The organism is Embleya sp. NPDC025285 (assembly GCF_055558835.1).
In genome coordinates this window covers 1-25,871 of the sequence record NZ_JBVHLU010000126.1, presented here as the reverse complement: position 1 = coordinate 25,871, position 25,871 = coordinate 1, and the positions used below count along the sequence as shown (strand labels likewise).

Genomic DNA, 25,871 nt, shown 5'->3' with positions numbered 1-25,871 from the left:
ACTCAGCCCCACCAACTACGAAGCCGAGCTTCGGGCGATCTCACCTACACTCGCAAACGCCGCATAGACGTGTCCTCACATCGGGGGGAAGCCCCGGGGTCGGTCACGTACTCGGCGTGGGAGATCGGGGCGTGGAGTTCTGCGGTGAGTTTGTTGATCGCGGTAGCGGCGTGGGTTGCGGCGCGCGAAAGCATTCCGATCGACCGTTGCGTGTTTGCTGCGGGTTGATCGGGTTCGACGCGGACCCGGGCTTCGTCGGTGGTTTGGGCGACGACGTCGCACAGGGCGGTGACGATCACCGCGAGATCGGCGGTGTTCGGCAGGTTCGCGGGCCAGGTGGCGCGGCCGTCGGCCATGGTGGTGAGAGCGGTGCCGATCTGCTCGTACGCGGTGGCCAGGTGCAGGGGATCGCGCAGGTAGTGGTGGGGGTAGTCGGTGTCGGTCACGGCCGCCTTCCGTAGGTCGGGCTGTGGGCGGTGGTCGCCATGGTGGGAGGGGGCCCGGACCAGGGTGGTGGTGACACTGTGCCGGTGCGCGAGCGAGCGGCGGATGCCGTCGAAGCGGCCGATTCCCCGGCCGTTTCGGACTGTCTCTCCCGAGCGGGGGACCGGATCGCGGTGTGCCAGCGAAGGCGGATCGCGTCCAGCGGCGCGAGGGCCTCGCGCGCGGTGGCAACGAGTCCACGGGCCGGAAGCGCCTGGTCTTCGGCGAGGGTGCGCACGGCGTCCGCCGTTGCGGTGGCGGTGCGCAGGAGGGACGCGCGCAGGACCCGTCTGGCCCAGTAGTCGGTGCTGCCGGGCACGCCGGATACGCCGATGTGCAGGACGAGTTCGGGATCGAGATTGCCGTTGGTGAGGTGTCGCCGTCGTTGTGCCTCCCACAACACGGTGAGGCGATCGACGGCCTCGCCTCGGTGGACGAGGGCGGTCACGCATTGGTACAACGCGGCGTGTGTCCGGTCGACGAAGTCGGTGGCAAGGAGCCAACGTGCGATCTTGTCCAAGGGGTGGGGATCCGTGATCAGCGCGGCCACCAGCGCCCGTTCGTCGGCCAAGTCGCGCGGGCAGGGCGCGCTGGGCGGCGCCGCCTGGACGACGAAATCCGGCACGGGGGTACGGCGGGGTTCGCCCCAGCGGTGTACGAGGTCGTCGAGGGCGGAGTGGAGTGCCCGGTGGTGGGTGAGTGTGTCGTCAAGGCCGTCGCGGTCGCGGTCGGCGGCTGCGACCTGTCCGAGGCGGATGGCGTGGGTGGTGAGGGTTCGGTGGTCGGCGGCGTCGACGATCATCCGCGCGTACGTGATGGCGTTGCGTGGGTGGGGGCAGGCGGCCATGAGGGTGTGGGCGTACGCGGGGGTGATGCCCGCGGTGTGCGCGGTTGCGGCACGTACCAGGGCCATGGTGCGGGTGGCCAGGGTGGGACGTTCCCCGGGCGGGTCGGGTGGGCGTTCCAGCAGGACGCGGTAGAGGGCGGCGTGCGCGGGTCGGTACATGTGCTCGGGCCGCAGCCGCTCGCGCACGTCCTCCGTACGGACGGGCTCCAGGAGCAGCGCGCCCAGGAGCGCCTGTTCGGCGTGGAGATGTGGGTGCACGACGTCTCCTCGACGTGGCGGGGCGAATGCCGGCGGGGCCGGGGGTGGGGATCGGTCACCGGTTGCGGCGGGGCGTGGGCCCGGCGGGGGGCTGCGGTGTGGGGTTGGTGGGTGTGGTGGTCGGTCCGGTCCGGGTGGTGCTGCGGGTGGTTGCGGCCCGGGTGACCATGTGGTTCGGGCGGGGGTCGGGTGCGTCGGCGGGGTCGCGGTTGATCACTTCGGCGGCCTGGTCGAGGAGTGTGGCGGCGTGGGCAAGGCGCGCTCGGTACGCGTCGTCGCCGAGGTGGTGTTCTGCCCATGTGCCCAGGGCGCGGGTGAACTCCGTGATCCGGTGGAGGGTGGCGTCGATCTCCGCGGTGGGTTCGGCGGCGTCCTCGGCGTTGAAGCAGAAGGCGAGTTGTTCGGTGAGGTCGGTGACGCGGCGTTCGGCGCGGCCGATGTCGTGGTCGGGCATGGGTCGGGTGAGCAGTGTCGTCTGGATGCTGACGGTGTAGCCGACGGCGTTCAGGAGGTCGAAGGCGGTGCTGGCGATGTGGGCGCGCCGGTCGAGGTCGGCGCCGTAGGGGGTGCGCCATGCCGAGAACCCGCTGCCGAGGGATGCGGGGCGAAACCCGGCTCGCTTCAGGAGGATCTCGGCGAGGCTGTCGGCTCCTGCTCCCAGGGTGTGGGCGACGCCCAGTTCGGCATGGTCGCGGATGACGACGAAGCCGTTGTCGAGGTCGTCGGTGCTCCTGTGGTCCAGCGGCGCGTGGTGCTGGGCGTCGATGTGCTGCTCGATCTCGCGGCAGGCACGGTGGACGTGTTCGCGATCGACGGCGAATGATTCCTCGTTGTCGCCGATCGCGGAGGCGATCACGTGGAGGGTCTGGGTTTGGTGGGAGCGTGCGGCCACCCAGCGGGTGGTGGCGTGTTCCCCGTTCTGGATGCCGGCGGCGACCGCTATGTCTTTGGTGATCGCGGCGCATTCGGCGTCGTCGAGGTCCGCGATGTCGGGGATGCCGGCGATGGTGATGTGCCAGACGCTCGCCAGGGGGGTCGACAGGCCGCGGCCGTGGCGCAGCGCGGGCTCGTCGAGGTAGTCGCCGATGTTGCGGACGGCGCGGTGGTCCGGTTCCCAGGGGGTCCGGTCGTTGCCGTGGATGAGGATCGGCGCGGTCCAGGGCCTGTCGTCGGGGAAGACGTCGGCGGCCCATCGGGGGGTGATGTCGGCGAACATGTGTCTCCTGATTCGTGGTCGTGATGCCTCGGGGATCGGTCGAGGGGATCAGCGGGTGGGTGTGGTGCCCTGCGGCGGGGCTGTGTGCCGGTGGGGTTCGGGTGCCCGGGGTGTCGGCGTTGGCGGCACCGTGAAGGCGGCGGCGCTGGTGGACTTGGCGGCGGTGGCGCGTCTGGTGTGGAACTCCGGTGGGGCGTCCGGGTCCAGGGGGTGTGCGCGGACCTCGTCGGGGATGGGGAGCATGTCGGCCATGACGGCGAAGATCGTGTCGGTGGCGGTGTTCAGGCGTGCGGCGAGGTCTCCCGCGTCGAGGCGGTAGTCGGCCCACGCGGTGAGGGAGTGCGTGAACTCGTGGACACGGTCGAGCACGCCGTCTCGGCCCAGGACCTGGTCGGCGAGGGCCGCGCCCTCTTCGGCGGTGTTGCAGAAGTAGAGGAGTTCGCCCGCGTCGCGGATGGGGTCCGACATGGGGTGGGCCGGTGGTGACACGTCGGGGCGCACGAACAGGTCGTCGTCGAAGTCGACGTCGTAGCGGGCGGCGCGCAGCATGGCGACGGCCTCCGTCGTCAGGTGGGCGCGGTCGGCCTGGTCGATGCCGTACGGCGTGCGCCACCGGCCGGGCGCCGCGTCGGGCTGGACGAATCGGAAGCCGGCCCGCTTCAGGAGGAGCCCGGCGAGGTCGTCGCCGCCCCAGGCGTGGGCGACGCCGGACGGGTGGTCCCGGATGGACACCAGCGTCGAGGACCCCGGGCGGTCGAAGGGCCCGGGCGGCACCGAGTCCTGCAGCTCGATTTCCCGGCGCACCCGGTCGCAGGCGGCGGTGATCGCCTCGCCGTCCACGCGCACGGGTCGGCCGTCGTGTCCGACGGTGGAGGCGACCAGCAGCCCCGTCATCCTCGACGGATACCGCAGCGCGGCCCAGCGGGCGCCCGCCCGGTCCTCGGTGGGCGTGAATCGGGCGGCGGTCGCGATACGCAGGGAGATCGCCGCCCATTCGTCGTCGGAGAGGGCCGCGCCGTCCCGGGCTCCGCCGAGCATCACGCACCACACGGCGTTGGTTCCACTCTGTGCCTGGCGCTGCTCGCGCAGGAGGTACGGCCGGTCGAGGACGTCGGCGAGCGACGCGGCGTCGTACGGGTGGTCCTGGGAGGGCAGGGGGCGGGCCGCGTCGTGGATCACCTTCGGGTTGTCGTCGGGGTCGTCGTGGCGCGCCAGGACGTCGGTGGCGGATCGGCGGGTGATCAAAGCGGCGAACACAGGACTCCGGGTGTGAGTGTCGGCATGGGATGGTGCCGTGGGCGAAGATCGGTGGGCGTGGGTGGATGAGGCCGATGCGTCGTCCACAGGCTGTGGACGGAATTTGGGGTCACGCCGCGAGTTCGAAGTCCTCGCGCGTGTGGCCCACGTGCGGGGCCAGCAGTTGTTTCGCCAGCGCGGGGGGAACCGCGTTCCCGATCTGCTCGAACTGCCGGGACCGGCCGCCCTGCCACGGATAGTCGGCGGGAAAGGTCTGCAGCACACCGGCCTGGGCGACGGTCAGGCGAAGTTCGGGGTCACGTGGCGTGGTCGAGACCACCCGACGAGGCCCGTCGGCGGCGGCCTCCCACCGCGATTCGTTCGCCCGATGCCCGAAGAACAGGGTCGGCGCCGGCTCGTCGAGTCGGCGGATCGCGGCGTGGGCCTGCGAGTTGCTGCGCAGGACCCAACTGCGCGTGGTTCCGGTCAGTGCCCACGAGGGGCGGTCGACGCCGAACTCGTTGCCGCCGCCCGCGTTTCGTTTGCCGCGGGTGTTGACGACCGTGTCGGTGTCCCAGCCCAGTGCTCGGGCCATGGACACCCAGGCGGCCCTGCCTGGTCCCAGCAGCGTGGGCGGTTGTTCGTGTTCGGCGTGGGTGGGTTCGGGTGGGGTCGCCACTCGTGGCCGGGACGCGATGAGGATCGCTCTCCTGCGGGTCTGGGGGATGCCGTAGTCGGCGGCGTTCAGCAGCCCGGTCCAGACGGAGAAGCCCCAGCTCCGCAGGATCTGGGCGTATTGCCGCCACAGGGCGAGCACATCGGGGACTTCTTCCATCACGACCCATTCGGGTCCTCCGGCGCGGGCGTGGAGGGCGCGGAGGTAGCGCATGGGTTCGGCGGCCAGCAGGGACCGCGGATCCCGGCATGCCGTCAGCAGGTGTTCGCGGTCGTCGACGCCGCGGGAGAGGTTCTCGACGGCCTGGTGGACCAGGCTCTGGTCGAGCAGCCCGAGCCGTTTGCCCGCGGTGCTCCACGCCTGGCACGGGGGGCTGGCGATCAGGCCGGACACCCGGGCGAGGAAGGGGCGGACGGGGTGGGTGGCGATGTCCGCGCGCAAGGTGGCGTGCCCGGCGGCGAGTCGGGTCGCGCACGCCGACTCGTCCCACTCCACGCCCACGTCGATCGCGCCCAGCTCGCGCAGCCCTTGTGACCAGCCGCCGGGGCCGGCGAAGAGGTCGAGGATCACGCGGCCTGCCCGAAATCCTCGCGGACCGGGGAGCCGGATCGGCAGGCCCACGGCGAGCAGCCGTCCGCGTCGCCCGATTCGAGTTCGGCGTCGGCGACCGCGTCGAACACGTCGCCTTGGCGCGCGTTCCACTCGTGCGCGGTGACGCGGTCGATCGGCGCGATCGACAGCGGCAGCCGGGACCGGTGCAGATACGCCTGCCCCAGCAGTGGGCTGCCCTCGGCGGTGGCCCTCGCGTTGCCCGAGCGGATGGCCGCGTCGAATTCCACGACATCCGCCCATTCCTCGGGGGATTCGTCCCGCAGGGCACGCCATTGCTGATTTCCATGAAATGGGCAACCCAGGCAGGCCGATTTCGGGGTCTCGCCGAATCCCCTCGCCCGCAGGAGACGTTGGCAATCTGCACGGGTGTATCCGAGATCGAGAAGCGGGTGGACACTGCGCATGTACTGGATGCCGCTGTCCTTGGCGCGGTGGACCTCGTCGACCGAGATTCCGATCCACTGCTCCACGAACACGCCACGAGGGACACGCGTCGGATGCGGAAATCCCAACAGTTCTCTGACCTGGCGTTTGATGGGTTTCAGCTTGTATTCCGAGGTGCATTGACGCCTCGTGAGTCCCGGCTCCCCGTTCGGGTTGAGAATATGCAAGGGCATCGAGGCGAAGCGATGATCCGGATCGAGCGCATCGTTTCTGATGTTCCCGGAGGAGACGCGCAGGATCGGGATTCCGGCCGGTTCGGCGATCTCTCGCTCGATGCGATCGAGATGGGAATAAACGGCTTTCGGTTCCCAGCCGGTGTCACTGAATATCGCGAAATCGAGCCTGGGCAGGTGACCTTCGGCCGCGAGCAGGAGGCAGGTCGTGGACTGGACGCCGGCGCCCAGACTGAGGATACGCAGGGCCGGGGCGCTCATGCGGCGCTCTCGACGTCGTCGCGGTTCAGGTGCTTGGCGAGCGCGCGTTCGGTGATCTGCGCGGTGGCGCGGGCGGAGTCGGCGCCGATGGCCTTGGCCGAGGGCTCCTTGTACCAGGGCTTGAGGTCCAACACGCCGGCGCGGATACCGGTGGCCAGGAGCAACGCCTTGCCCTTGGGCAGGGCGCGGATCGCGTCGGTGGCCAGGATGCGTTCCTGTCGCATGCTCGTGCTGGTGGAGCGTCCCGACTCGCTGGTCGAGTGGCTCACGGTCTGGACGTCGTGGTCCCCGACCAACCGGCTGAGCTTGTCGGCGAAATCCGCGTCGTCGATGCCGGAGCCGATGAGCTTGATCGTGGCGGCCGACCACAGGGCGTCCATCCCGGCCTCGCCCCACACCCGCACGCCCTGGCGGTAGGACTGCAGGATGGTGACGGGGATGACGCCCCGACTGCCCAGGTGCGAGTACAGGTCGGGCAGGTCCGAGATCTTGCAGACGTTCGCGGCCTCGTCGAGGATCGCGAGCATGGGCGGGTCCAGGCGTCCTCCGGCGCGTTCGGCCTGGGCGACGGCGGCGCGCATGACCGCGTCCGCGGCTGCGGCGATGATCGCGCCCGCGCTGCCGCCGCCGTCCTTGCTCAGCAGGAACAGGGTGTCGGTGCCGGTGGCGAAGTCCGCCGGGCTGAACGCGTCGAGGTCGTGGTTGGGGGTGACCCAGGCGGCGATGCCCGGGTCGAGGAGGCAGGCCGCGTACTGGCGGGCGGTCTCGTAGATGCCGTCGCGCGTTTCGACGGCGCCGGACACGGTGCCCTGCAACTGGGCCGCGACGGCGTCGAGTCGGTGGTCCTGGAGCACGTCCACCGGGGTGCGGTCGGCCGGACTGGCTAGCCACGCCAGGACGTCGGTGATCGGCCGCCGGTCCCGGGACGCGGCGAGGAAGAGCGCGGTCAACGTGTTCGCGGCGGCGGTGGACCAGAAGTCGCCCTGGTTGCCCTCGTCGACGCTGGCCGACACGAAGTGTCCGGCGAGCCTCCTGGCGCCGGCGAGGTCGCGGGCGTCGCCGAGGATGTCCCACCACATGGTCTGCTTGGCGTGCGCGATCTGCTGCGGGTCCAGCGTCCAGACCTTCCCCAGCGTGGAACGAGCTTCCAGGCACGTGGTGTAGGCGTCGCCGGCGGCCTTGTTCGACGTCAACAGGACCGGGCCCGGCGCGCGCAGCACGGCGGGGATCGCCAGGCCGCTGGTCTTGCCCGAGCGGGGGGCCATGATCGCCAGGAGCACGTCCTCCCAGGAGGAACGCACCTCGTGGGAACCCGGAGCGAGGGTGCCCAGCAGGATCCCGCGATCGTCGGGATCGATCTCCTTGGCCGGCACGTCCTTCAGGGAGGGCCGCAACGACTTGGCCTTGGCGGTGATCTCCTTCGGCAGCAGCATCTCCAGCTCGCGTCGTCCCGCCAGCCCGGCGCCGCCGGAGGTGATCCGAGCCCGCACCTTGAAGCCGACCACCGCGGCGAGCGCCAACAGGATCGCGGGGACGACGTAACACGTGGCCATCAGCACCGGGTGCGGCAGCGCGGGCCAGCTCCGGTCGGGATGCAGGAGCACGGCGACCGGCGCGTACGGCGTCCACGGGCCCTTCCCGATCAGGGAGTTCGCGGCATTGCTCACCGCCCAGGCGATGCTGCCGCCACCGGCGGCAAGGGCGAAGGCGCCGAACATGGCGTAGAGCGCGGCGTCGATGCCGGGCGTGTTGGAGGGCGCGGAGGCGCGCGGGGACGACACAGGAAGCTCCTTGCGGGCAGGGGGAATCGCAGCGGGGCGGGGTGCGGTGCTGCGAGCGCCGGCGCCTCGACCGGAAGTGGGCCTCCGGGAGGCGGGTTCGGCGCGGGTTCCTAGCGGGTGTGGCGGGCCGCGCCCGCGGGTCCGGCGGAGGGCGGTGGGGTCGACGCGGCGGCGCCGGGGGTGTTCACGGGCCGGGCCGAGGACGTCGTGACGGCGGCGTGTGTGCGGGCGATCGCGGCACGCATCTGTTCGGTGTCGCGAACGACGAGAACCTGGTGCAGGACCCGGTCGGCCTCGACCTGGTAGCCGCGGGACGACAGTTCGAATGCGGCCGTGTATGTGTATTCGGCCAGGGCTGCGTCGTCGGCGCCGTACGGGGTGCGCATCCAGCCGCCGTCGCTGACCGGGCTGTGTTCGATGTCGAAGCCGGCACCCAGCAGGATCGCTCGGGCAAGGGTGTCCCCGCCGTCGGCGGTGACCACGCCGGGCATGTGGCTGCGCAGGAACACGGTGCGTGCCGGGTCGTAGTCGTAGTCAACCGGTTCGGTTCGGGGGCGGCTGTTCTGGGCGTTGAGTTCGCGGCCGATGGCGTTCGCCTCGGCGACCACGCGACGGGAACTGCCCAACAGGTTCGGCTTGGTGCCGTTGCGACGGCCGGCCGGGGCGATCAGATGCAGGTGCTCCGTTGCCCGGTCGCGCACCGCGATCCACGGACAGGCGGGGCCCTGGGCCGGGTCGGCGATACCGGCCGCGGTCACGATGCGCCGCGCTACGGAAGTCCACTCGGCGTCGGCGAGCCGGCGGCTGCCCGGGGCCTGCCCCAGACTGCAGTGCCACACGGGGGCGCGCACGGACCGTTCGACGTACGACGCGCTCGGGGACAACGGGGGCACGTCGAGACCCCTCGTGAGTGCGCGCAGGGTGTCCGCGAGGGAATCGGCTTCGAAGGTCGGCCTGCCGGTGGCGGCGTGGACCAGGGCCGGACGCGGGGAGACGGGGCTTCGGCTGGGGCCGTAGACCTCGGCGAGTGTCTCGCGGACGTCGAGCCGGAAGCGGTGGATGGTGGCGAACATGGAGCCTTCCAGGAATGGGTCCGTGCGAAATGGCGGGAGACGGCTACGGCGTGTCGGCGGCTGGTACGGGGTGCCGCTCAGCGCGTGTGGCGGGGGTGCGACGTTGCCGGGTCCGGGCGCACGGGCGTGGTGGCCTGGACGGGCGGGGCGGCCGGTGTGGTGGTGCGGGTGGTGGCGGCCCGGGTGAGGGACGGGCTGTCGGGTGGTGTCGGTGCGTGTGCCCGGTCGCGGTTGATCACGGTGGATGCCTGGTCGACGAGTTCGGCGGCCCGTGCCAGCTCCGTGGCGTAGGCGACGTTGCCCAGGTTTTGTTCGGCCCAGGTGCCGAGGTGGCGCGAGAAGGCGGCGACGCTGTCGAGGGCGCCTGCGATTTCGGCGGTCGCCGGGGCTGTGGTGAGTGTGCTCATCGGGTCCGCCCGGAACGGGAAGTCGCGCGCGGAGTATCCGGTCCGCTTCTCGTCTGCGGGGTTGTCGGGTGCTTCCCGCGTGTGGTGGTGCGTGTTCGGGCGGTGGTGGGAGCGTCGGCCGCGAGCTGTGGGGTTGCTTCGATCAGGGTGATGCTGACGCTTCGGGCGGTGTCCAGGACGGCGGCGGCACGGTTGTGCGCGCCGTGGTGGGCGAGGTGCTGGGCGAGGGAGTCGAGGTGTTCGTGCACGCGCTGCACGGCCCCGTCGTGGCCCAGGAGCAGGTGGGTGAGGGTGGTGTGGTCGGCGCGGTCGATCAGCAGTTCGGCGACGTCGGCGATGTCGGCGGAGGACCACGACGCCAAGTGCGACGTCGGGGACGCGAGGAGGTCGTCGTCTTGGACGTCGACGGGGATGTCGGCGTTGGCGAGCAGCCGCGCCGCCCGCACGCAGCGTTCCTGGACGTACCATTCCTGCTGGCCGGGGGTCAGCAGGTAGCGGTCGGTGGTGAACGCGCACGTGCCGAAGCCCGATTGCGAGAGGTGGCCGACGGCCGTGGGGTCGCTGGTCCGGGCGACGACGTGGTGGCCGTTGCTCTCGCGCCGCATCACAACGGGAGTCCGCGCGGGCACGTCCGTGGGCGGTGTCGCAGCGCGGGTGCGGCGGGGAGGGAGATGGACCGGGTGCGCTTGGCGAAGCGCGGCTTCCAGGGTGTCCCGGGCGCGACAGGTGTGCTCGATCACCGACGGGTCGGTGTCCTGGTCGCGGCGGGCGGCCACGATCGCGAGCAGGCCGCGCATGCGTTGCAGAGCGCCGTCGTAGGGGTCGAGGAGGAGGTACGCGAGAGTGTCGACGGTGGCCGGGCCCGGGTGGGACTCGATGCCTCGGATCGTGCCGAACAAGGCCGCTGTGGTGAGGTGTTGCAGGAGGTTGGTGGGTGGGTCGAGCAGGCCCGGGTCCACGGTCGTGGGGTAGTCCTCCACGGACAACGCCGCCACAGCCTTGGCGGCCCGGGTCCCGTCGTCGACACCCTCGCGGCCCAGGGGGTGCTCGCGGTCGAACCGGCGTGATCCGGGCGACTGCGGGAATCCCGCCGACTCCAGGAGGTCGTGGGACCGGCCGTGGCCGGCCTCGGCGAGGAAGCCGCGCGAAGACCGAGCGATGAGGACGGCGGGCCGGTCGTCGAACGGGTTCCCGTACTTCGCCTCGCGGATCAGGGCCGTCGTGGAGATTGAGCGCAGGGGGTATTCGGGCATGGCGGTGCTGACTCCTTGGGGTGCGTGCGAGGGATCGGTCGCCGGGTCGAGTGCGAGCGGGTCGTTGCCGGCGGTCACCGGCCGGGGCGCGGGTGAAGGTCGCGCCTCGCGAGGTCGTACGGCACCTCGGGTCCAGACGTGGTCGCCGGGGCGGCGCGCAGTGCCGCGGTGCGGGCGAGGGCGGCGTCGAACCGCGCCGTCGCGTGTTGCGAACGCGTCGTGCGCTGTGCGGGCGGCTCCTCCAGGGCCAGGTCCATCATGTGCGCGGCCCGCTCGATCCGGGCGTGTTCCACCCGGTGGCTGCCGTCTCGGTCGTCGCGCCAGGACATCAGAGTGGCGACGTGTTCCCGCACGCGGCACAGCGGCCCGTGGTCGGCGTCGAGGAGGACATGGGCCAGCGCGTCCGCGTCGCGCGGGGTGCCGTGGCGGGCGACCTGCTCGGCGATCGTGGCCAGCGCCGACATCGACGCGGCGGGACGGCGGCCGTCCGACGGCGCCAACAGGCCCGGGTCCACATCGATGCGGAACCGGCACGCGTCCAGCATCCGCACTGCGGCGACACACCGCGCGATGATCTCCGACTCGTCCAATTCCACGGGGAGTTGGTACAAGCGGAGGTTGGCTTCGTAGGGCTCGAAGCCGGCACGCTCCAGCAACGTCGCCACGAACGGTTCGTGGCAGGTTGCGAGGACCACGCGGCCTGGGCGAGTGATGGTCACGCGGACTCCCACCCGGCGCCACGGCTCGTCCGGGCCGTGGGGCTGATCCTGCTGTGTGGTCCCCAGGTCGGGGCGGGGAACGGACATGGCGGCCTCCTGGCGCGGAACGGGTTCTCTTCGGAGCGGTCTCACCGCCGTTGCCCGGGTGCGGATCCCGGGGGCAACGCGGGCCTGGCGGGGGTGGGCGCCGCCCGGAGGCCGGGGGTGAGGGTGGATACCGCCCGGACGTCTCGTGTGCGCGCGGCCCAGATGGAGACAGCCCGTGCGACGTACGGGGGGACCTGGGCCGGATCGATGTCGCGACAGATGTCCGTCAGCCATCGAATCGCACCGTCCACCGTCGGATGGTGCCTGTGGACCGCTGCGTACAGGCGCTCGCTCTCGCTGGTCCACATCACGGAGGCGATGTAGCGCTGTTCGGGCGGCGCGGCCTTGTCGCAGGCGATCGAGGCCCGGCCGGGATGGCCGTCGGCGTTGCGCGTCGCGATGTCCACGATCCACGCGACGTGGGGTCGCCGGCACGCGATGTACGTGGCGGAGTCCTGGGACTGGGGGTCGGCCGGGATCCATTCCCGAGGCAGGCGCGAAGCATGGCCGCGTGGGGCGGGTCGTGGGGCTGCGGGTTCGATGGTCATCGGAAGGGGTTCTCGTTCGGACGGTCCTTGCCCGTGGCGGCGTCGAGGAGTTCGGGCAGGTCGCTCGGGGCGTTGTCGCGCTGGTCGATCCACCACCCCGCGCGGGTGATCGTGCGGACCGCCTCCTCGACGGTCTGCCATTCGTCCTCGCCGAGTTCGCCCTCGACGACCAGGGCGGTGTATGCGGCCGAGACGAGGTCGTGGCGGCATCGGGTACCCCACGCGAGCGCGCGTTCGGTGCCCTCCAGTTCGGGCATCGCGTACTGCTGCGACCAGGCGTCGGCCGCCTCCTGCTCGGCGGTGCGACGTGCCTGGAGCCATGCGGCCTTGTCGGTGTCGTCGGCGGCTCGGGCCGCGCGCCAGCAGTCGGTGCACTCCTTGGTCGCGAGCCACCGTGCGAAGCCGGCGCGCTCGTCCGCGGCCTTGTGGCCGAGGTCGGCTTCGATCTCGTGGCCGCACGAGTGGGCGATCGTCCAGTGGGTGGTCACCCCCGGGGAATTCCGTTTGATGGGCGTTACGTTCGAGGTCGGGCTGCTGGTCTGGGGCTTCAAATCGAGTGCCTTTCGTTGGCGGTTGGGGTGGTGGCCCGCGTCGTTGCGGAGGGTCGTGCATCAGATGCACGATTCATGCGGTGGACGGAGGTGGTCTGGAGTGCTTGGCGGTGGTCTCGGGGACGCTTCCGCCTTCTGCGTCGTCTCAGCGTGTCCTGCGGATGGCGTCTGTGGCCGCCGTGGCGATGGCGACGGGAGCGCTGGAGGGCTGGGGCAGGTGCAGCAACGTGGTCCCCGGCAAGTGGTGGGACCCCGCGGTGAGGGTGAGCTGGAGTACGGCGCAGCCGGCGGTCGTGAGCTGCTTGACGCGGGTGACGGCTTGAGCGGTTTCGTCGCTGCCGTACCGGGCGTCGGTGACGATCACGAGGAGGCGGCCGGCGCCGGGGCGGCTGAGTTCGAGGCCGTGGTCGAGTGCGTCGATGGCGTCGCCGAGGTTGTGGTGGCCGCCCTTGGCATCGAACGTCGTCACGCGCTCTGGTGCTCGGTGGGTGGGTCGGGTCAATGCGGTCAGGTGCCTGTCGTAGGCGATGGTGGCGGTAAGGGAGTCGGGGTCGGTCAGGGCTGCTGCGCGTGCCACGATCCAGGCAGCGGACGCGACGGGCGCGCAGGCGGCACGCATGGAGCCGGAGACGTCGACGGCGATACCCACACGCAGCGGTGGGGTGGGGGAGTTCCGGCGGCGGGTGTGGGTGAACGGTTCCGCGGTGGGGACCGACCCGGCCGCGCGCTGAGCATCGCGGGCGAGGGCGGCGCGCATGTTGAGGCGGCCGGGCGGGGTGGGGCTGGTGGTCCGCTCCTCGGTCCGCTCGCGGTAGGCGGCGGCACGCAGGGCGCGGCTCAGGCGCGCGGCGGCACTCTGCTCGGCGGCGGTGGGCCTGCGGGTGCCGGTGACCGGGTTGCCGTGGGGCGCCGGTGTGCCGTCGGGGTTGACGGTGGTGCCACGGGCGTTGAAGACCGACTTGGCGGTGGCGGCGGCTTGGCGTCGCCGGCCGGCCCGCTGGGCGCGGTCCTGAGCCTGCGCCTTGGACTGCGCGGCCATGGCGTTGGTCGCTGCGGCCTGTGCCGCGAGGTCGGCGGCGTCGGTGGCTGCCGTGCTGTCCATGACGACCCCAACGGCGTCGGACAGCAGATCGGTGAGGTTCTCCGGCACGGGCAGGGCGGGGGCCGCAGTGTCCAGAGCGTCGCACCATTTTTGAGCGTGCGCGAGCATGGTCGTGGCGTCGTGGTCGGCGCACTGGTGGGTTGCGGTCCAGATGCGGGTGAGTGTGGCCAGCAGGTTTGCGCCCAGCACCTTTTCGCACAGATCGGCGACGGCCCGGGTCTCGCCGGCGTCCAGGATGCCGACGTCACGGCGGCCGAGGACCAGGGCCGCCACGGCGGCGGCGTGCTCGATGCCCTGGAGGGTGGGGTGGGCGATGTCGGGCATGACCAGGGTTCGGGCACTGGTGCGCAGGTACGTGCGGTCCGTGGGCCGCGTGATCAGGTGTGCGCCTTCGACGCGGCTCTCCTCCAGCAGGAGCGCGGCCTCGACGACACGGGGGTTCGCTCCGGCCGGCGCCGTCCAGATGGAGTGGGCCGCGTGCGCGGCCTCGTGGACGAACACTCCCCAGGCGGCGGGATACCGCTCTTCGTCGCCCACGATCCGCGGATGGATCTCGTGGGGCTGGAGCGGGGCGAACAGGCCGGCGTCGAACTCGACCTCGCCCAGAGTGGGGAAGAACGCGGCCGGTGCGCCGCTGCGCGTGCCGGGGCGGCAGGTGACGAGGAGGTCTTGGCGGCCGGAGAGGGCGACCAGCCGATCGCCGAGTTCGGCTCCCACGCGCAGCCACGCGTCCGGGGAGGAACGGGGTTGCGCGGGCGGGGCGCCGTCGTCGTCCCATCGCGCGAGGTCGGCGTCGTCGTCCGGTGTGGTGGCGGGGGACTGGACGTGGTGGTGGGTGCTCATCGTGAGCGGCCCCGGTGCGCGGTGCCGGTGCTGCCCGGGGGCTGCCGGACGGCCGAGGCGGAGAGCTGCTTGCCGAGGGTGAGGGGGCGGATTTCCTTGACGCCGGCAGCCTTGATGACGGCAGCGGCGACGGCGTCGCGATCCTCCAGAGGGGCGATGCCGACCAGGTTCGCGAGCGCGGCTTTGGTGCCGAGGACGGCCTCGGTCTTCTGGTAGCTGAGCAGCTCTCGCAGTTGGGGGGCCCAGCCCAGCTCGCCGAGTTCGACTTGGTGGGCGAGGTGTCGGGCGACCCGGACCACCCGGGCATCGATCTTCAGCGCCAGGGCGAGGTCATAGTCCGTGCCGATCTGGATTTGCACGCTGAACCGGCTCGCGAGCGCCTCCGTCAAAACCGCCCCGTGGACGCCGGGATTGTGGCCCGCCACCACGTAGAAGCCCGGCTCGGCTTTGATGGTCTCGCCCTTGTGGGCCTTGACCTGGATCTGCCTGCGCCCGTCCATCGCGGGATACAGCGCCGCGAGGACCTTCGGTGAGATCAAGGTGGCATCGTCGATCAGCAGGGCGCGGCCCTCGGTCATCGCGGTGACCAGCGGGCCGTACTGGAAGACGTAGGCTCCCGCGTCGTCCTGTGTGTACTCGCCGATCAAGTCGCCGACCGTGGTGTCACCGTCACCGGCGACGGTGAGCAGGTCCGGGAAAGCCGCCTCGACCAACGATGTCTTGCCGGTGCCCGGAGGGCCGTAGAGCAGCACCGGCACTTCGGCGTCGCGCAAGCGATTCAGCGCCTCGGTGTCGGGTAGATCGGCCAGCTCCCGGGGGTGGTAGACCTGGCCCCCCGCGCGGCGGATCGGGCCGGTCTGCCTGGGCGTGGCTGCTGCGGGAATGGTCGTGCGGGCCGTGGCCGCCTGGGCGCGGGGAGAGTGGGTGCCCGGTGGGCTGATCACAGCGGTCTGCGCGGCTGCGGCGGTTTTCACGTTCGCGCGGAACTCCGGTTGTCCGGTTCCGCCTTGGTCGGCCTCGCCGCGTCGCACCAGGGTGAGGGCGGCGTTGCGGACGGCGCCGTGGGAGTGGCCCAGCTGCCTGGCCATGTCCCCGATGGTGAGCGTGTCCGCCGGCCGGTCGGCCAGCAGTCGGGCCACCTTGGCCCGTAGTTCGCCGCCCTTGGTGCGCGCTGGACTGGTAGGCGCTCCGGGTGTGGTCAAAACGAGGATCCTTCAACAGGTGCGGGGTGTGGGCGGGGTTGGCGATGCGCTGGAGAGGCTGGCCGCTCTCGGAGCGGATCACGGACTGTGCCGACATCGGTGACAGGGCCAACCGGGGCGTACCGTCGGCGCTCACCGGCCGACCGAGGGCTCGGTCCAGGTGCACGGAATGGCCGGCGACGAGCAGCTCGCTGGCCGCCGAGCAGGCCCGTGCGTCCGCTCCGTACCGGGTTCCGTCGCCCGGCAGGCGCAGCCTGGCGTCTCTTCGAAGCCGGCCTGGAGCAGGATCCGCCGGGCGGCGGCGTTGTAGCCGGTGGTGGTGATCTCGCCGGTGATGGTGTGCCGGATCGTCATGAACGGCTCTGCTGGTGCTTCGGGCAAGGCGGATCTCCTATCGGTGGTGGCGGGCCCGGAGCTTCTAGCAAATCAACGGTGCGTGGCTGGACCACGAACGATGGGCAATGACTGCCGACATGCTCCAGGGCGGGCCTTACCGCCCCGCCGCGACCTGACTCGCCTTTCCGCACGTTCTGATAGCCGGGTGTACCAACAACACTCATCGAGTCCTCCGGGGCGGGGTGGGGTCGGCGGGGGCCGGGGCGTCTGCGACGGCGGGTCCTGTGGCCGGCGGCGCGGATGGGGTCGGCGCGGCTGTCGAAGTGGACGCGGGCGGCCGGGTTGTCCACGGGGCGGGCTGCATCCGGGGTGGGGGCGCGAGCCGGGGTGGGGGTTCGGCGGGTGCACGAGCGGCGGCGATCGCGGCACGGGCCGCGTCCGGCCCGGGTCGGGCCGTCACCGAGGCGCGGGGATCGGCCGCCCGCCGTTCCTTCGCGTCGGATTGCGCTGTGCGGGTGCGTTGCGGTGTGTCGGGTGCGGGGTGTGGAGCGACGAGGTATTCGCTGGCGGAGACGATGTCGTTCGCGGCGTGCGCGAGGAGGATGCGTGCGTGCCGCAGACAGTCCTGCGCCTGGCCGACGTCGCGGTCGGGGATCTCGCGGCTGCGGATCGAGGCCGTGACCATCGCGTTGTCCAGGGCGGCGAACAGCGGGTTTCGATGGCCGAGTCGGTACAGCGATTCCGCAACCGTGTCGGGCCGGCTCATGGACGCGGCGAGGGCGTCGATGTCCGCGACGCTGGTCGGGGGATCGGGTGGGGTGTGCTCGTGGGTGGCGATGCAGCGGCTCCGGATCGTCGGCGGGGCTCGGGGCGCGAGTGGGCGCAACCGGTCAGCGCGTGGGTGGGCGCGCCGAGGTGGGCGGTGTGTACGCCGGATTCACGGATGGGGCGGAGTACGCGACGACCGGGCGCTCGCCGGTTGTGGCCAGGTGGTGGCTGGCGGCCCGGAGTGTGGTGGCGCTCGGTGAGGCCGGCAGGTCGGAGCGGACGGGGAGCCCAACCTCGCGCAGGACGGTGACGACGTCGTGGGCGTGGAGTAGGTCTTCGGCCTCGTCGTCGGTGTCGTCCAGTACGTGAGTGCCGACCCCTACGGCTTCGAAGCCGGCGATGGCGAGGATGCGGGCGGCCAGGGGCGGGGCGGTGTCGGTGGTCCGGGCGACGATCCCGAAGCGGGGGTGGACGCCGATCGAGACGTCCGGACGGGGAGTGGGGACCATGAACCTTCCTTCCTGAGGGCTCAGCGCTGACGGGTTGGTTCGGGTCGACCGGGCCTCGGGTGCGGGGGCTATGTCGTCGGCGCCGATGACGCGTGGGAGAGCCCGCCTTTGTTCGGCGGGTCAGCGACGGCGCGTGGCCGCGGGCGCGGTCGGCGCCTCCGGTGGCCGTGGGCGCGTCGCGATGGTGGACGGCCGGCTCACGAGCCCGGTGGCATGGGCGACCACCGGGGCGCGTTGCGGCGGGGTCGTGGCGGTGGACCGCGCCTCGGCGGGGTATACCGGTTGTGCCGCTGGCGCGCAGGTGTCGGGGTCGGGGGCTTCCCAGGCGGCGAGGCGCATGCTCGCGCGGTCGAGTTCCGCGGCGGCCATGGCCAAGTGGCCGTCGGCGGTCCGAAGTGCTGTGCTGATCGCGTCGCGTTCGGGATTCGGGTGGTCCTCGGTGCGTTCGAGGAGCCTTCCCATCAGGTGGGAGAGGCCGTCGAAGACGCCGCCTTCCTGGGCGAGTTCGTCGATGACGCGGGCCTGGTCGTGGGGATGCGGGCGGATCGCCACCTCGGCGGCGCTCGCGTGCAGGATCTCTCCGGCGCGCAACGTGGTGGGCAGCGGCATGGGGATCGGCAGGTCGTGCAGGTCGACGTCGACGAGGAGCCATGCGTGGGCGTCGGTCAGGGCGCGCACGGCCTGCGACGCGCTCGCGAGGACTTGCTCCTGCGTGAGCGTCTCGGGTAGGACGAGGGCGTGTTCGTCCCGGTCCCACCGGAAGCCGAATTCGCGGAGCATCGGCGCGTGTTCGGGGATCGTTTCGTCGACGGAGCGGATGCAGATTCCGCCGCTCACGAGGCTGCGGTGCATGATGACGTCGTATTCGTGGACCACGGGTTTCTCCGGTCGTGCGTGGGTCAGCGACGGGTACGGCCGGGCGCGGCGGCGCCGGTCCAGGCGGGGTGCGCGGCGGTGGGCGAACCGGGCCTGGGGCCGGCGGCGGCGGTGGTGGTGGTCGCGCGTGCGGCGGCAGAGCGTGCCCGCAAGGACGGCTTCGGAGGAGGCGGGTCGGCGAGGTGGTCGCCGATGTGGGTGATGGCGTCCGCGATCTGACCTACGCGTCGTGCGGCGTCGGCGAGTTGCCTGGCCATTACCGCGCCGTGCTGGCCGGGCAGGGCGGCGCACCGGGACGCGGTCCTGGTGAGGGTGTCCTTGACCTGGGACAGGGGCCCGTTCTCTGCGTTGAGGGCGTCGAGTGTGCGGACGATGGCTTCGGCGGAGGAGTCCTTGTCGAGCGCGGCGGTCATGGAGTCCAGTACCGCGATCTCCGCCGTCTCCTTCGGGGTGGGCCCCGAGGGCGCCTCGCCGGTGCGCGCGCGGATGCGGTCGCTGGCGTCCAGGAGCACCGTGCCGGCCTGGGCCAGGCGGTTCGCGCTGGCCGCGAGGTCGTTCGCCGCCCAGGTCCCCGCCTTGACTCCCAGGTCCTTGGTGCGGACCGCGAGGGCTTGAAGGAGCCGTCGCAGGGCGGCGATCAGGCCCCGCTCGTCGGTCTCGACGACACCGGCGACCCGCCTGGGCACGGGACGGTCCGGCTCGCGCGCCGCGGTGGGGGCCGCGGTCGGTGCTGGCGCCGGTGCGGTGGTGGTGCCGGGCACGACGTGCACGGTCGTGCCGGTGGTGCGGAGCAACTTCGCGGTCAGATGGACGAGTTCGCTGGCCTGGGCGTGATCCATCGCTACCGGCAGGCGCAGCAGGTCGTCGGCGTGGACGGGGTCGCGGCGCCACCCCGCGACGCGCAGGATCGACTCGGCGAGGGGGTTGTCGTCGGTGACGGCGGCGACGATGCCCCGACTGTCGAGCTTCCCGAACGCGACGCCGGGACTGAGTTTGGCGCCTTGGGTGAGGGAGGCGTCCACGGACGGCTCCGGCTGGAGGGGGCGCAGTGTCCCGGGCGCGGGTTCGAACGCCACGTCGGCCTTCACCTGGAAGTGCGCGGCGCGCAGGATGGCGACGGATTGGGCGGCACGGATGGCGGGGTCCTGGGTGCTGGGGCCCATGACGTAGATGCCGGTCGCGGAGCGTTCGAAGCCCAGGCGTTTGAGGAGGAACGCCGCGCTGGGGTGTTTGGTGTGGTTGCGTGCGACGACCCCGTGTTCGGGGTGCGCGCCGATGACGATGTCGGCTTCGGGTTCGGGGACCGGGGTGCTCACGCTTCGCCTCCTGATTCGGGGTGGGACGGTTCAGCGGCGTGGACCGCCGGACCGCGGGGGCAGGGCTCGGGGCCCCGGCGCGTTCGGGTTCGCGGGTGCGGCGCGAAGGGCGGCGGGCAGACGGTCGCGGACGGGGAGTCCGGCGGAACGCAGGATCCCGACGGTGGCGCGGGCATGGACGATGTCGTTGTCCGCAGGCCGGTGGCCGGTGCGGTGATGGTCGAAGCCCATGTGACGGAGCAGTACGTATGCGGCGGCCGGGGTCTCCTCGCTGGTCGTGGCGACCACGTCGACGCCTTCGCGAAGACCGATGGTCACCGCAGGACCCGCGTCGGTCCCGAAGGGCCGGGCGTGGGCGACGAGACGTGCGACGGCTTCGCGGTACTCCCGCAGGAGCGTCGCCACCATGACGCTGGAGGGCGCCTCGATCCGCAGTGTGATCGGGGCCGGGGCGATCACGATGTCGCTCCCGGGGTCGGCGACGAGGATGTGCTCCGGGGTGAGTGGGCCCACCCACATGTGTGCGGGGAAGGGATCCGGGACGACCAGCAGCGTTTCGCTGCCCGGTCCGTGGACGAGGGCGTACGACGTCGAGGCGGTGTCCGACCGGGCCCACACAGGAGCTTCGGGTTCGCCCCACATGCGCGGGAGTGGCTGGCCCTCGCGTACCCGGTGCGAGCTGTGCGCCCAGGGACCGGGCAGGTTCCGTGCCAGTTCGGCGGCCAGTACGCCGGCCGGTGAGTTGAGGATGTCGCCGTCGCGAGCGCGGTGGTACCGCGGCAGGAAGTCGGCGACGACCGCGCGGGCCGCCTGGGAGGGCCGGTCACCTACCTCGACGGCATCCGGCCCTCGGTCCGGGTCGACGGCGAACTCCCAGGTGTCGGGCACGAGTGCCCCGATGAGGTGACGTGCCGCGTCGGTGGGATGCGGGGCGACCACGAGGCGTTGGCGGTCCGGGCCTACGAGCAGCGACAGATGGGCGAGAGGGCGCTCGCGCAGCGCCGCTGCGAGCGGCCCGTGTTCCCACAGGGTCCTGGCCACTTCCGCTCGATCCGCGTCGGAGATGTGGGAGTAGTGCCGCCCCTGCCACCACTTTCCGGGTAAACGGCGGGCGACGTCACCCGCGAAGCCGCTGAGACGGGTGAACGCGATCCGTGACGCTTCGTCGGTCATGACAATGCTCCTTTCGGGGCGATCCGGGAGGCGTCAGTGGCGGCGGGGACCCGGCTCCGGGGGCTGCGCGGCGCGGACCGTCGGAGGCTGTGTGGCGGTGGGTGCCGTGGGGGTTTCGGACGTCACTGTGCTGGTGGCGGTAGCGCCGGCTCTGCGCGCTGCGGTGGTGCGCACGGGGAAGCTGGGGTCTTGGCGGACCCGGACGCCGGTGCGCTGCAGGTGTTCGACGAGGTGCTCGGCCTGCGCCTGGTCCCAGTCGCGCAGGGTGTACACGCAGTGGTCGTCGCGGGTGAGGCCGTGGTATTCGAGGTTGTTGAGGGTGTTCCATCGCGCGGTGTCGGTGACGCGGGCTGCCAGCCATCCGGCGCTCCATCCGCTCTGGATGACGCCGACGGCGACTTCCGTGCCGCCGCTGACGGCCGCTCGGCGATGGGTGGCGACCGCTGCCTGTTGTCGCGGCCACAGGACGCTGGAGATCGCCTCGGCGGCGCGTTCCGGGTCGGCCGGCATACGCAGGACGTCGGGGGCGTGGGCGTCGTTGGTCCAGTCGACGTCGAGGTTCACGTGCCGGGGGGCCAGCGCTGCGGCGAGGAAGGTATCGCGGTCGGTGGGGTGCCTGACGACGAGGATGTCGCCGTCGCGGCGCAGGCACAGCGTGACCTGCTGGCCCGGCGTGGTTGTGAGGGCGTCGCGCATTTCGGTGGCGCCCCACAGGTCCTCGCCGAGGCCGAGCATGGAGGCGCGGTTCATGTTGCTCCCACCCATCGTCATGAATACCGGCAGACTCGCTGCCGCGCTGGTGGCGATGGCTCGGAGCGCGTGCCAGAGTTCGTCGTCCTGGGCGGCGGCTTTCTCTTCCGGCGATGCGAATTCGAGGCCGGTGACGGCGTGGAGGTCGTTCACGGACTTGGGCTCCCGTGGGGGTGATGGCGGCGTCAGCGCCTTGTGGCGGGTGTGTCAGCGGGTTCGGCCGGGTTTGGCGGCGGCGGTGCGCGTCGTCGTGGGAACCCCGGGTGTCGATGCGGTGCCGGGTCGGCCGGTGGCCACGCACGAGAGCCGTGTCGCGTGGCCGCGTAGCAGGTGGGCGGCCTCGCGCAGGCTGGTGCCCGCCAGGTTGAGGCTTCGGAGGCCGAGCACCTCGCTGCGTGAAAGCGAGACGCGTGGTGAGCCTGGGGTGCCCTCGTGGGGGCGGCCGAGGAGCTGCTCGGCGTGTCCGAGGTAAGCCAGGGCGCCGCCCAGGGGCGAAGCGCAGATGGCCAACACCGCGCTGGCGCTCCCGGGTTGGGAGTATGTCGCGGGGTGGGTGCGCTCCTCGCTGGAGTCGACGCGCAGTTCGGTCAGGAGATTGCCGAGGTCGCGGAGCACGACGTGGATGTTTCGGCTGACGTCGTCGCCGCGTTGGACCGTTTCGGGTCGGGGGAGGTCGTCGACGACCTTGTCGAGGGTGTGGGCGAGCTGACGGACGTACGCGGGATCGATGGAGGGCACGGTCTCAGTGCATCCGCGCGTCGGTGTCGAAAAGCTGGAGCTCGTATGGATGCAGGAGGTGCTGCGTGATGAAGGAGCGCCCGGCGACCCGCCATAGGCCGCGGCCCTTGGCCAGGGCGGACACGGCCTGCTTTTCGACGTTGGTGAGGCCCAGGAGCCCTGCAGCGGCGGCGAGTTGGTCGGCTTCCTGCCGATAGATGATGCGGGTGGAACAGTCGGCGAGCAGGCCCTCGGCGAGGGCGCGTCCGCGGGATCCGGCGTCGCCGGCGCTCAGCAGGTCGGACAGGCGGTGGATGACCATCAGGTTCGCGATGCCCAGGCCGCGGGAGAGCTTCCACTGGGATTGCATGCGCTCCAGGAGCGCGACATGGCGCATGACGCGCCACGCCTCGTCGTAGATCACCCAACGGCGGCCCCCGCCCGGGTCGGCGAGCGCCGATTCCATCCACGCGCTGGCGCAGGTCATCGCCAGGACCAGGGCGGTGTCGTCGCCGGATCCGCCCAGACGGGACAAATCGATGGAGAGCATGGGGGCGGTCGGGTCGAAGGACACCGTCGACTCCGCGTCGAAGAGTCCGGCAAGGTCCCCGGCGACCAGGCGTCGCAGGGCGTGCGCGAGGTCCTCGGCCGCCGCGCCCAGACGATTGCCCTGCTCGCCGAACGCGGCGTCCAACGCTGCGGGCGTGCCCAGGACGCGTGCGACGTCCCCCAGGAGCGGGGTGCGTCCGTGAGTCAGCGCGGTGGCGACGGTGTGGTCGAGGGCGACGTCGAGGGCGGTGTGCTCCATCGGCAGCAACTCGCGGCCCAGGACGGTCCGGGCCAATGACCCCAGCAGCAACAGCCGCCGCTTGCGGACCTCGCTCGTCCAGTCTTCCTCCGGCACGCTGGCGGGGCGGGCGGGGGCGTCGAGGGGGTTGAGCCTGCCGGGCAGGCCGGGGCCCAGGGCGATGGTGTGGCCGCCCAGGGCCAGGGCGATCGGCGACCACTCGCCCTTGGGGTCGCACGGGACGTAGATCCGGTAGCCGAAGGCGGTGGCACGCATGGCCAGGGACTTGGCGAGCGCGGATTTGCCCTGGCCGATCACGCCGGCGAGCAAAATGTTGGGGTTGGTGAAGCCTTCGAGGCGGCCGTAGAGGCTGAACGGGTCGTAGCAGAAGGCGCCTTCGGCGTGCATGTCGCGGCCGACGTAGATGCCCTCGCTGCCCAGTCCCCCCTCGGCGAGGAAGGGGTAGGCGCCGGAGGCGGTTGCGGTGGTCATGCGGTGCGCGGGCAGCTTGAGCTTTGTGCCGCGGGCGGAGGCGGGACCGGGCCGGCCCGAGGCGGGGTACGTCGGGACGAGGTCGGGGTCGGGGCCGGGGGCGGTGACCGGGTGCTCGCGGCGGGCAGCGCGTCGTGCGCGGCCCTGGGCGCGGTCGAGTTGGTCGCGGGCGCGTTTGCGGTCGAGGCGGGGAGCGTCGGCCGGGGTGAAGAGTGTGGACGCGCTGGCGCGGCGGATACCCACTAGTGCTCCTTCTTCGCGTGGCGGACCAGGCCCGGTGTGGGGGTGCGCAGGTCCGCGGGTGTGGCATGGCGTCGAACCCGGGCGAGGGCGGCGATGTGGCGCTGGCACACGGTCAGTGCGGGGGCGCCTTCGGGCAGGCGGCGGTGGCAGACGTCGCCTTCGGGGGCGCGTCCGGCGCCCGGGTGCGGTGCGTGGTGGTAGGCGTGGTGGAGCTGTTCGGCTGCCTGCCACAGGTGGGTGCGTGCGGCTCGAAGGTGGTCGCTCTCGGCCTCGGCGATCGGATGTGCGCGTGCGGCGTGGGTGTCGACGATGCGGTGCAGCGCGAGCAGGTGGCCGTGCAGGGTGTCGAGTTCGGCGCGGTCGGCGGGAGCGGCCGACTCCGGGACGATGAGGGTGCGGTGCAGGTCGAGGAGGACGCCAGCGAAGATCAGGTAGTGCGGGGCCGGACCCGCCGGGAGGGCCGGGGACGGTGCGGGCATGGGGGCTCCGGCGTTCGAGGTGAAGGGGAAAGGGGGTTCAGGCGCGGGCGAGTGGCAGCGCGGCGTGGGTGAACGCCTCGGCCTGCTGCCAGGTCAACCGGCGCAGGTCGACCAGGGCGCCGACGGCTGCGGTCTCGATGCGCGCGCACGCCTCGTTGAGGTCGTCGGAGGTGTCTGCGGAGACCGTGAGCAGTCCGGTCAGCGCGACGTCTGCGTGTCCGCCGATCAGTTGGCGTTCGCGTTCGCGGATGTCTGCGTACTCGATCGAGTCGGCCTCCGACTCGACCTGGCCCCGGCGGGCACGCTCGCCGGCGTCCGAGACGACCGCGCTCTTGCGGCGTCGCACGTCGCGCAACGCGGCCTCCAGATGCTGCGGGCCGTACGTCATCGACAGGGTCCGTCGGGTGCCCGAGCTGAACAGCACCGGATGCAGGAATCCGTAACCGACCTCGGTACGCGGCCAGTTCTCGACCCAGAACACCGCGTGGTGGGCCGTGTCGGTGCGGATGCGGTCGCTGTCCTCGACGACCAGGACCGGACCGGCTGCTTCAGGCGCGGCCTGAGGGCGGCCGTCGTCGGACCACTGGTCCAGAGCCGGGGAGGACACCGGGTCGTAGGCGGTGCGAATGACCGCGGCGATCTGCGGGGCGCTCAGCCATCCCGAGGGCACCAGGCCGGCGTTGCGCGAGGATTGTTCGAACGTGCTCGCGGTCTGGGAGAGCACGGTGAACGCCCCGCTCAGGCCGCCGCCCGCCTGAACGATCAGGCGCCTGGCGGCCTTGAGGTCCAAGGCGATGGCCACGTACGCCTCGTGCGGTGCGGCGGCAGGGCCCGCCGCGCGGAGCAGATCGGTGTAGATCCCGGCGGCCGGTTGGGCGTTCGGGTCGCCGTGCTCGTGCCAGTAGCGGTTCAGGGCGTCGCCCGAGTCCGGGACGGTGCGCTCCAGCACCTGGATCCTCGCGACCTGCCCGGTGCGCGCCAGGGAGGCCAGGACGCGTCCCCATCCGGCGACGTTCGCGTTCTGCGCGTCGGGGTCCAGCAGCGCATACGCCCTGCTGGCGACGCGGACCACGGCGGTGAGGGTCTGGGCTCGTGCGTCGTGGACGGCGGCCAGGGCGCCGTCGGGGGAGGTGACCACGCGAAGGGAGGCGGCGGTGCCCGGCAGGTGCAGGAGCCCGGCGCGCTTGGGACGAGTCGCCGGACGGGCCAGCCACACGAGTTGGCCCTGGGCGCGGCGCATCGCGTAGCGGCCCACGATCGGTGCCCACTCGGCGAGCGAACGGCCGTGGTGGCGTACGACGACGACAGCGCCGAACGCGATCCACAGCGGGACGAGTTTGAGGGCGCCGACGAGTCCGGCGGTGAGTATCACCGCGAGCAGCAGTACGCCTGCGACGCCGACGACAGTGAGTTGTGGCCAGGTGAGTCCGGCCAGGACTCCGCGCCGGCTACGGTGCGGGAAGCGAACTGCCTCGGGTTGGGCATCGGGGGTCGTCATCGAGGGTGTCCTTGCGACGGTCGGTCAGGGAAGGAAGTGGGGCCGGGGGGGGGGGGGGGGGGGGGGGGGGGGGGGGGGGGGGGGGGGGGGGGGGGGGGGGGGGGGGGGAGGGAGGAAAGGGGGGGGGGGGGGGGGAGGGGGGGTTTCCTCCCTGC

At 72.0% G+C, this 25,871-nt stretch carries 26 protein-coding genes; all 26 read right to left on the bottom strand.

The window, feature by feature from the left end; translation table 11 throughout:
* Positions 1–44 precede the first annotated feature (44 nt).
* Positions 45–446 (bottom strand): hypothetical protein, encoded by a 402-nt coding sequence (locus ACZ4FV_RS45655; protein WP_465326837.1) that lies wholly within the window; start codon positions 444–446, stop codon positions 45–47.
* Positions 443–1,588, bottom strand: a complete 1,146-nt coding sequence (locus ACZ4FV_RS45650) for a DnaB-like helicase N-terminal domain-containing protein (protein WP_465326835.1) — start codon at positions 1,586–1,588, stop codon at positions 443–445. Before ACZ4FV_RS45650 ends, ACZ4FV_RS45655 begins: the two co-directional genes overlap by 4 nt.
* 55 nt (positions 1,589–1,643) lie before the next feature.
* Positions 1,644–2,804 carry a hypothetical protein gene (locus ACZ4FV_RS45645; protein WP_465326832.1) on the bottom strand — a complete coding sequence of 387 codons (1,161 nt, stop codon included), beginning with the start codon at positions 2,802–2,804 and terminating at the stop codon, positions 1,644–1,646.
* A gap of 48 nt (positions 2,805–2,852) precedes the next feature.
* A complete protein-coding gene (locus ACZ4FV_RS45640) occupies positions 2,853–4,061 on the bottom strand; it encodes a hypothetical protein (protein WP_465326830.1) in 1,209 nt (402 codons plus the stop codon).
* 109 nt (positions 4,062–4,170) lie between these two features.
* Complete coding sequence (locus ACZ4FV_RS45635) at positions 4,171–5,286, bottom strand: DNA cytosine methyltransferase (RefSeq protein WP_465326827.1); 1,116 nt, start codon at positions 5,284–5,286, stop codon at positions 4,171–4,173.
* On the bottom strand, positions 5,283–6,206 hold the full coding sequence (locus ACZ4FV_RS45630; protein WP_465326823.1) for an adenine nucleotide alpha hydrolase family protein: 924 nt from the start codon (positions 6,204–6,206) through the stop codon (positions 5,283–5,285). Before ACZ4FV_RS45630 ends, ACZ4FV_RS45635 begins: the two co-directional genes overlap by 4 nt.
* Positions 6,203–7,987, bottom strand: a complete 1,785-nt coding sequence (locus tag ACZ4FV_RS45625) for a type IV secretory system conjugative DNA transfer family protein (protein ID WP_465326821.1) — start codon at positions 7,985–7,987, stop codon at positions 6,203–6,205. Before ACZ4FV_RS45625 ends, ACZ4FV_RS45630 begins: the two co-directional genes overlap by 4 nt.
* A gap of 110 nt (positions 7,988–8,097) precedes the next feature.
* Complete coding sequence (locus ACZ4FV_RS45620; protein ID WP_465326819.1) at positions 8,098–9,060, bottom strand: hypothetical protein; 963 nt, start codon at positions 9,058–9,060, stop codon at positions 8,098–8,100.
* Positions 9,061–9,137: 77 nt separating this feature from the next.
* Positions 9,138–9,467, bottom strand: a complete 330-nt coding sequence (locus tag ACZ4FV_RS45615) for a hypothetical protein (RefSeq protein WP_465326815.1) — start codon at positions 9,465–9,467, stop codon at positions 9,138–9,140.
* Positions 9,464–10,720, bottom strand: a complete 1,257-nt coding sequence (locus tag ACZ4FV_RS45610; RefSeq protein WP_465326813.1) for a hypothetical protein — start codon at positions 10,718–10,720, stop codon at positions 9,464–9,466. The genes ACZ4FV_RS45615 and ACZ4FV_RS45610 overlap by 4 nt, the downstream gene beginning before the upstream one ends.
* A gap of 74 nt (positions 10,721–10,794) precedes the next feature.
* The gene (locus tag ACZ4FV_RS45605; protein WP_465326811.1) at positions 10,795–11,526 is read right to left on the bottom strand and encodes a hypothetical protein; all 732 of its coding nucleotides are present in this window, start codon (positions 11,524–11,526) and stop codon (positions 10,795–10,797) included.
* Positions 11,527–11,567: 41 nt separating this feature from the next.
* The gene (locus ACZ4FV_RS45600) at positions 11,568–12,074 is read right to left on the bottom strand and encodes a hypothetical protein (RefSeq protein ID WP_465326810.1); all 507 of its coding nucleotides are present in this window, start codon (positions 12,072–12,074) and stop codon (positions 11,568–11,570) included.
* On the bottom strand, positions 12,071–12,562 hold the full coding sequence (locus ACZ4FV_RS45595; protein ID WP_465326808.1) for a hypothetical protein: 492 nt from the start codon (positions 12,560–12,562) through the stop codon (positions 12,071–12,073). The genes ACZ4FV_RS45600 and ACZ4FV_RS45595 overlap by 4 nt, the downstream gene beginning before the upstream one ends.
* A gap of 208 nt (positions 12,563–12,770) precedes the next feature.
* Positions 12,771–14,570 (bottom strand): vWA domain-containing protein, encoded by a 1,800-nt coding sequence (locus ACZ4FV_RS45590; RefSeq protein WP_465326807.1) that lies wholly within the window; start codon positions 14,568–14,570, stop codon positions 12,771–12,773.
* Positions 14,567–15,709: an AAA family ATPase gene (locus ACZ4FV_RS45585; RefSeq protein WP_465326840.1), complete on the bottom strand. Its 1,143-nt coding sequence runs from the start codon at positions 15,707–15,709 to the stop codon at positions 14,567–14,569. The genes ACZ4FV_RS45590 and ACZ4FV_RS45585 overlap by 4 nt, the downstream gene beginning before the upstream one ends.
* Before the next feature lie 195 nt (positions 15,710–15,904).
* Entirely contained in the window at positions 15,905–16,126 is a 222-nt protein-coding gene (locus ACZ4FV_RS45580; RefSeq protein ID WP_406445858.1) for a hypothetical protein, read from the bottom strand.
* 202 nt (positions 16,127–16,328) lie between these two features.
* Positions 16,329–16,994: a hypothetical protein gene (locus tag ACZ4FV_RS45575; RefSeq protein WP_465326803.1), complete on the bottom strand. Its 666-nt coding sequence runs from the start codon at positions 16,992–16,994 to the stop codon at positions 16,329–16,331.
* Between the two features lie 4 nt (positions 16,995–16,998).
* On the bottom strand, positions 16,999–17,385 hold the full coding sequence (locus ACZ4FV_RS45570) for a hypothetical protein (protein WP_465326801.1): 387 nt from the start codon (positions 17,383–17,385) through the stop codon (positions 16,999–17,001).
* 120 nt (positions 17,386–17,505) lie between these two features.
* Entirely contained in the window at positions 17,506–18,261 is a 756-nt protein-coding gene (locus ACZ4FV_RS45565) for a hypothetical protein (protein ID WP_465326799.1), read from the bottom strand.
* Between the two features lie 23 nt (positions 18,262–18,284).
* A complete protein-coding gene (locus tag ACZ4FV_RS45560; protein ID WP_465326797.1) occupies positions 18,285–19,577 on the bottom strand; it encodes a hypothetical protein in 1,293 nt (430 codons plus the stop codon).
* 30 nt (positions 19,578–19,607) lie between these two features.
* Positions 19,608–20,750 carry a hypothetical protein gene (locus ACZ4FV_RS45555; RefSeq protein ID WP_465326795.1) on the bottom strand — a complete coding sequence of 381 codons (1,143 nt, stop codon included), beginning with the start codon at positions 20,748–20,750 and terminating at the stop codon, positions 19,608–19,610.
* 33 nt (positions 20,751–20,783) lie between these two features.
* Positions 20,784–21,653: a hypothetical protein gene (locus tag ACZ4FV_RS45550; protein WP_465326793.1), complete on the bottom strand. Its 870-nt coding sequence runs from the start codon at positions 21,651–21,653 to the stop codon at positions 20,784–20,786.
* Positions 21,654–21,707: 54 nt separating this feature from the next.
* A complete protein-coding gene (locus ACZ4FV_RS45545; RefSeq protein WP_465326792.1) occupies positions 21,708–22,238 on the bottom strand; it encodes a hypothetical protein in 531 nt (176 codons plus the stop codon).
* A 4-nt stretch (positions 22,239–22,242) separates the two neighbouring features.
* Complete coding sequence (locus tag ACZ4FV_RS45540; protein ID WP_465326790.1) at positions 22,243–23,739, bottom strand: ATP-binding protein; 1,497 nt, start codon at positions 23,737–23,739, stop codon at positions 22,243–22,245.
* Positions 23,739–24,218 carry a DUF6238 family protein gene (locus ACZ4FV_RS45535; RefSeq protein WP_465326788.1) on the bottom strand — a complete coding sequence of 160 codons (480 nt, stop codon included), beginning with the start codon at positions 24,216–24,218 and terminating at the stop codon, positions 23,739–23,741. The genes ACZ4FV_RS45540 and ACZ4FV_RS45535 overlap by 1 nt, the downstream gene beginning before the upstream one ends.
* Before the next feature lie 37 nt (positions 24,219–24,255).
* Positions 24,256–25,716, bottom strand: a complete 1,461-nt coding sequence (locus ACZ4FV_RS45530; RefSeq protein WP_465326786.1) for an SCO6880 family protein — start codon at positions 25,714–25,716, stop codon at positions 24,256–24,258.
* Positions 25,717–25,871: the final 155 nt, after the last annotated feature.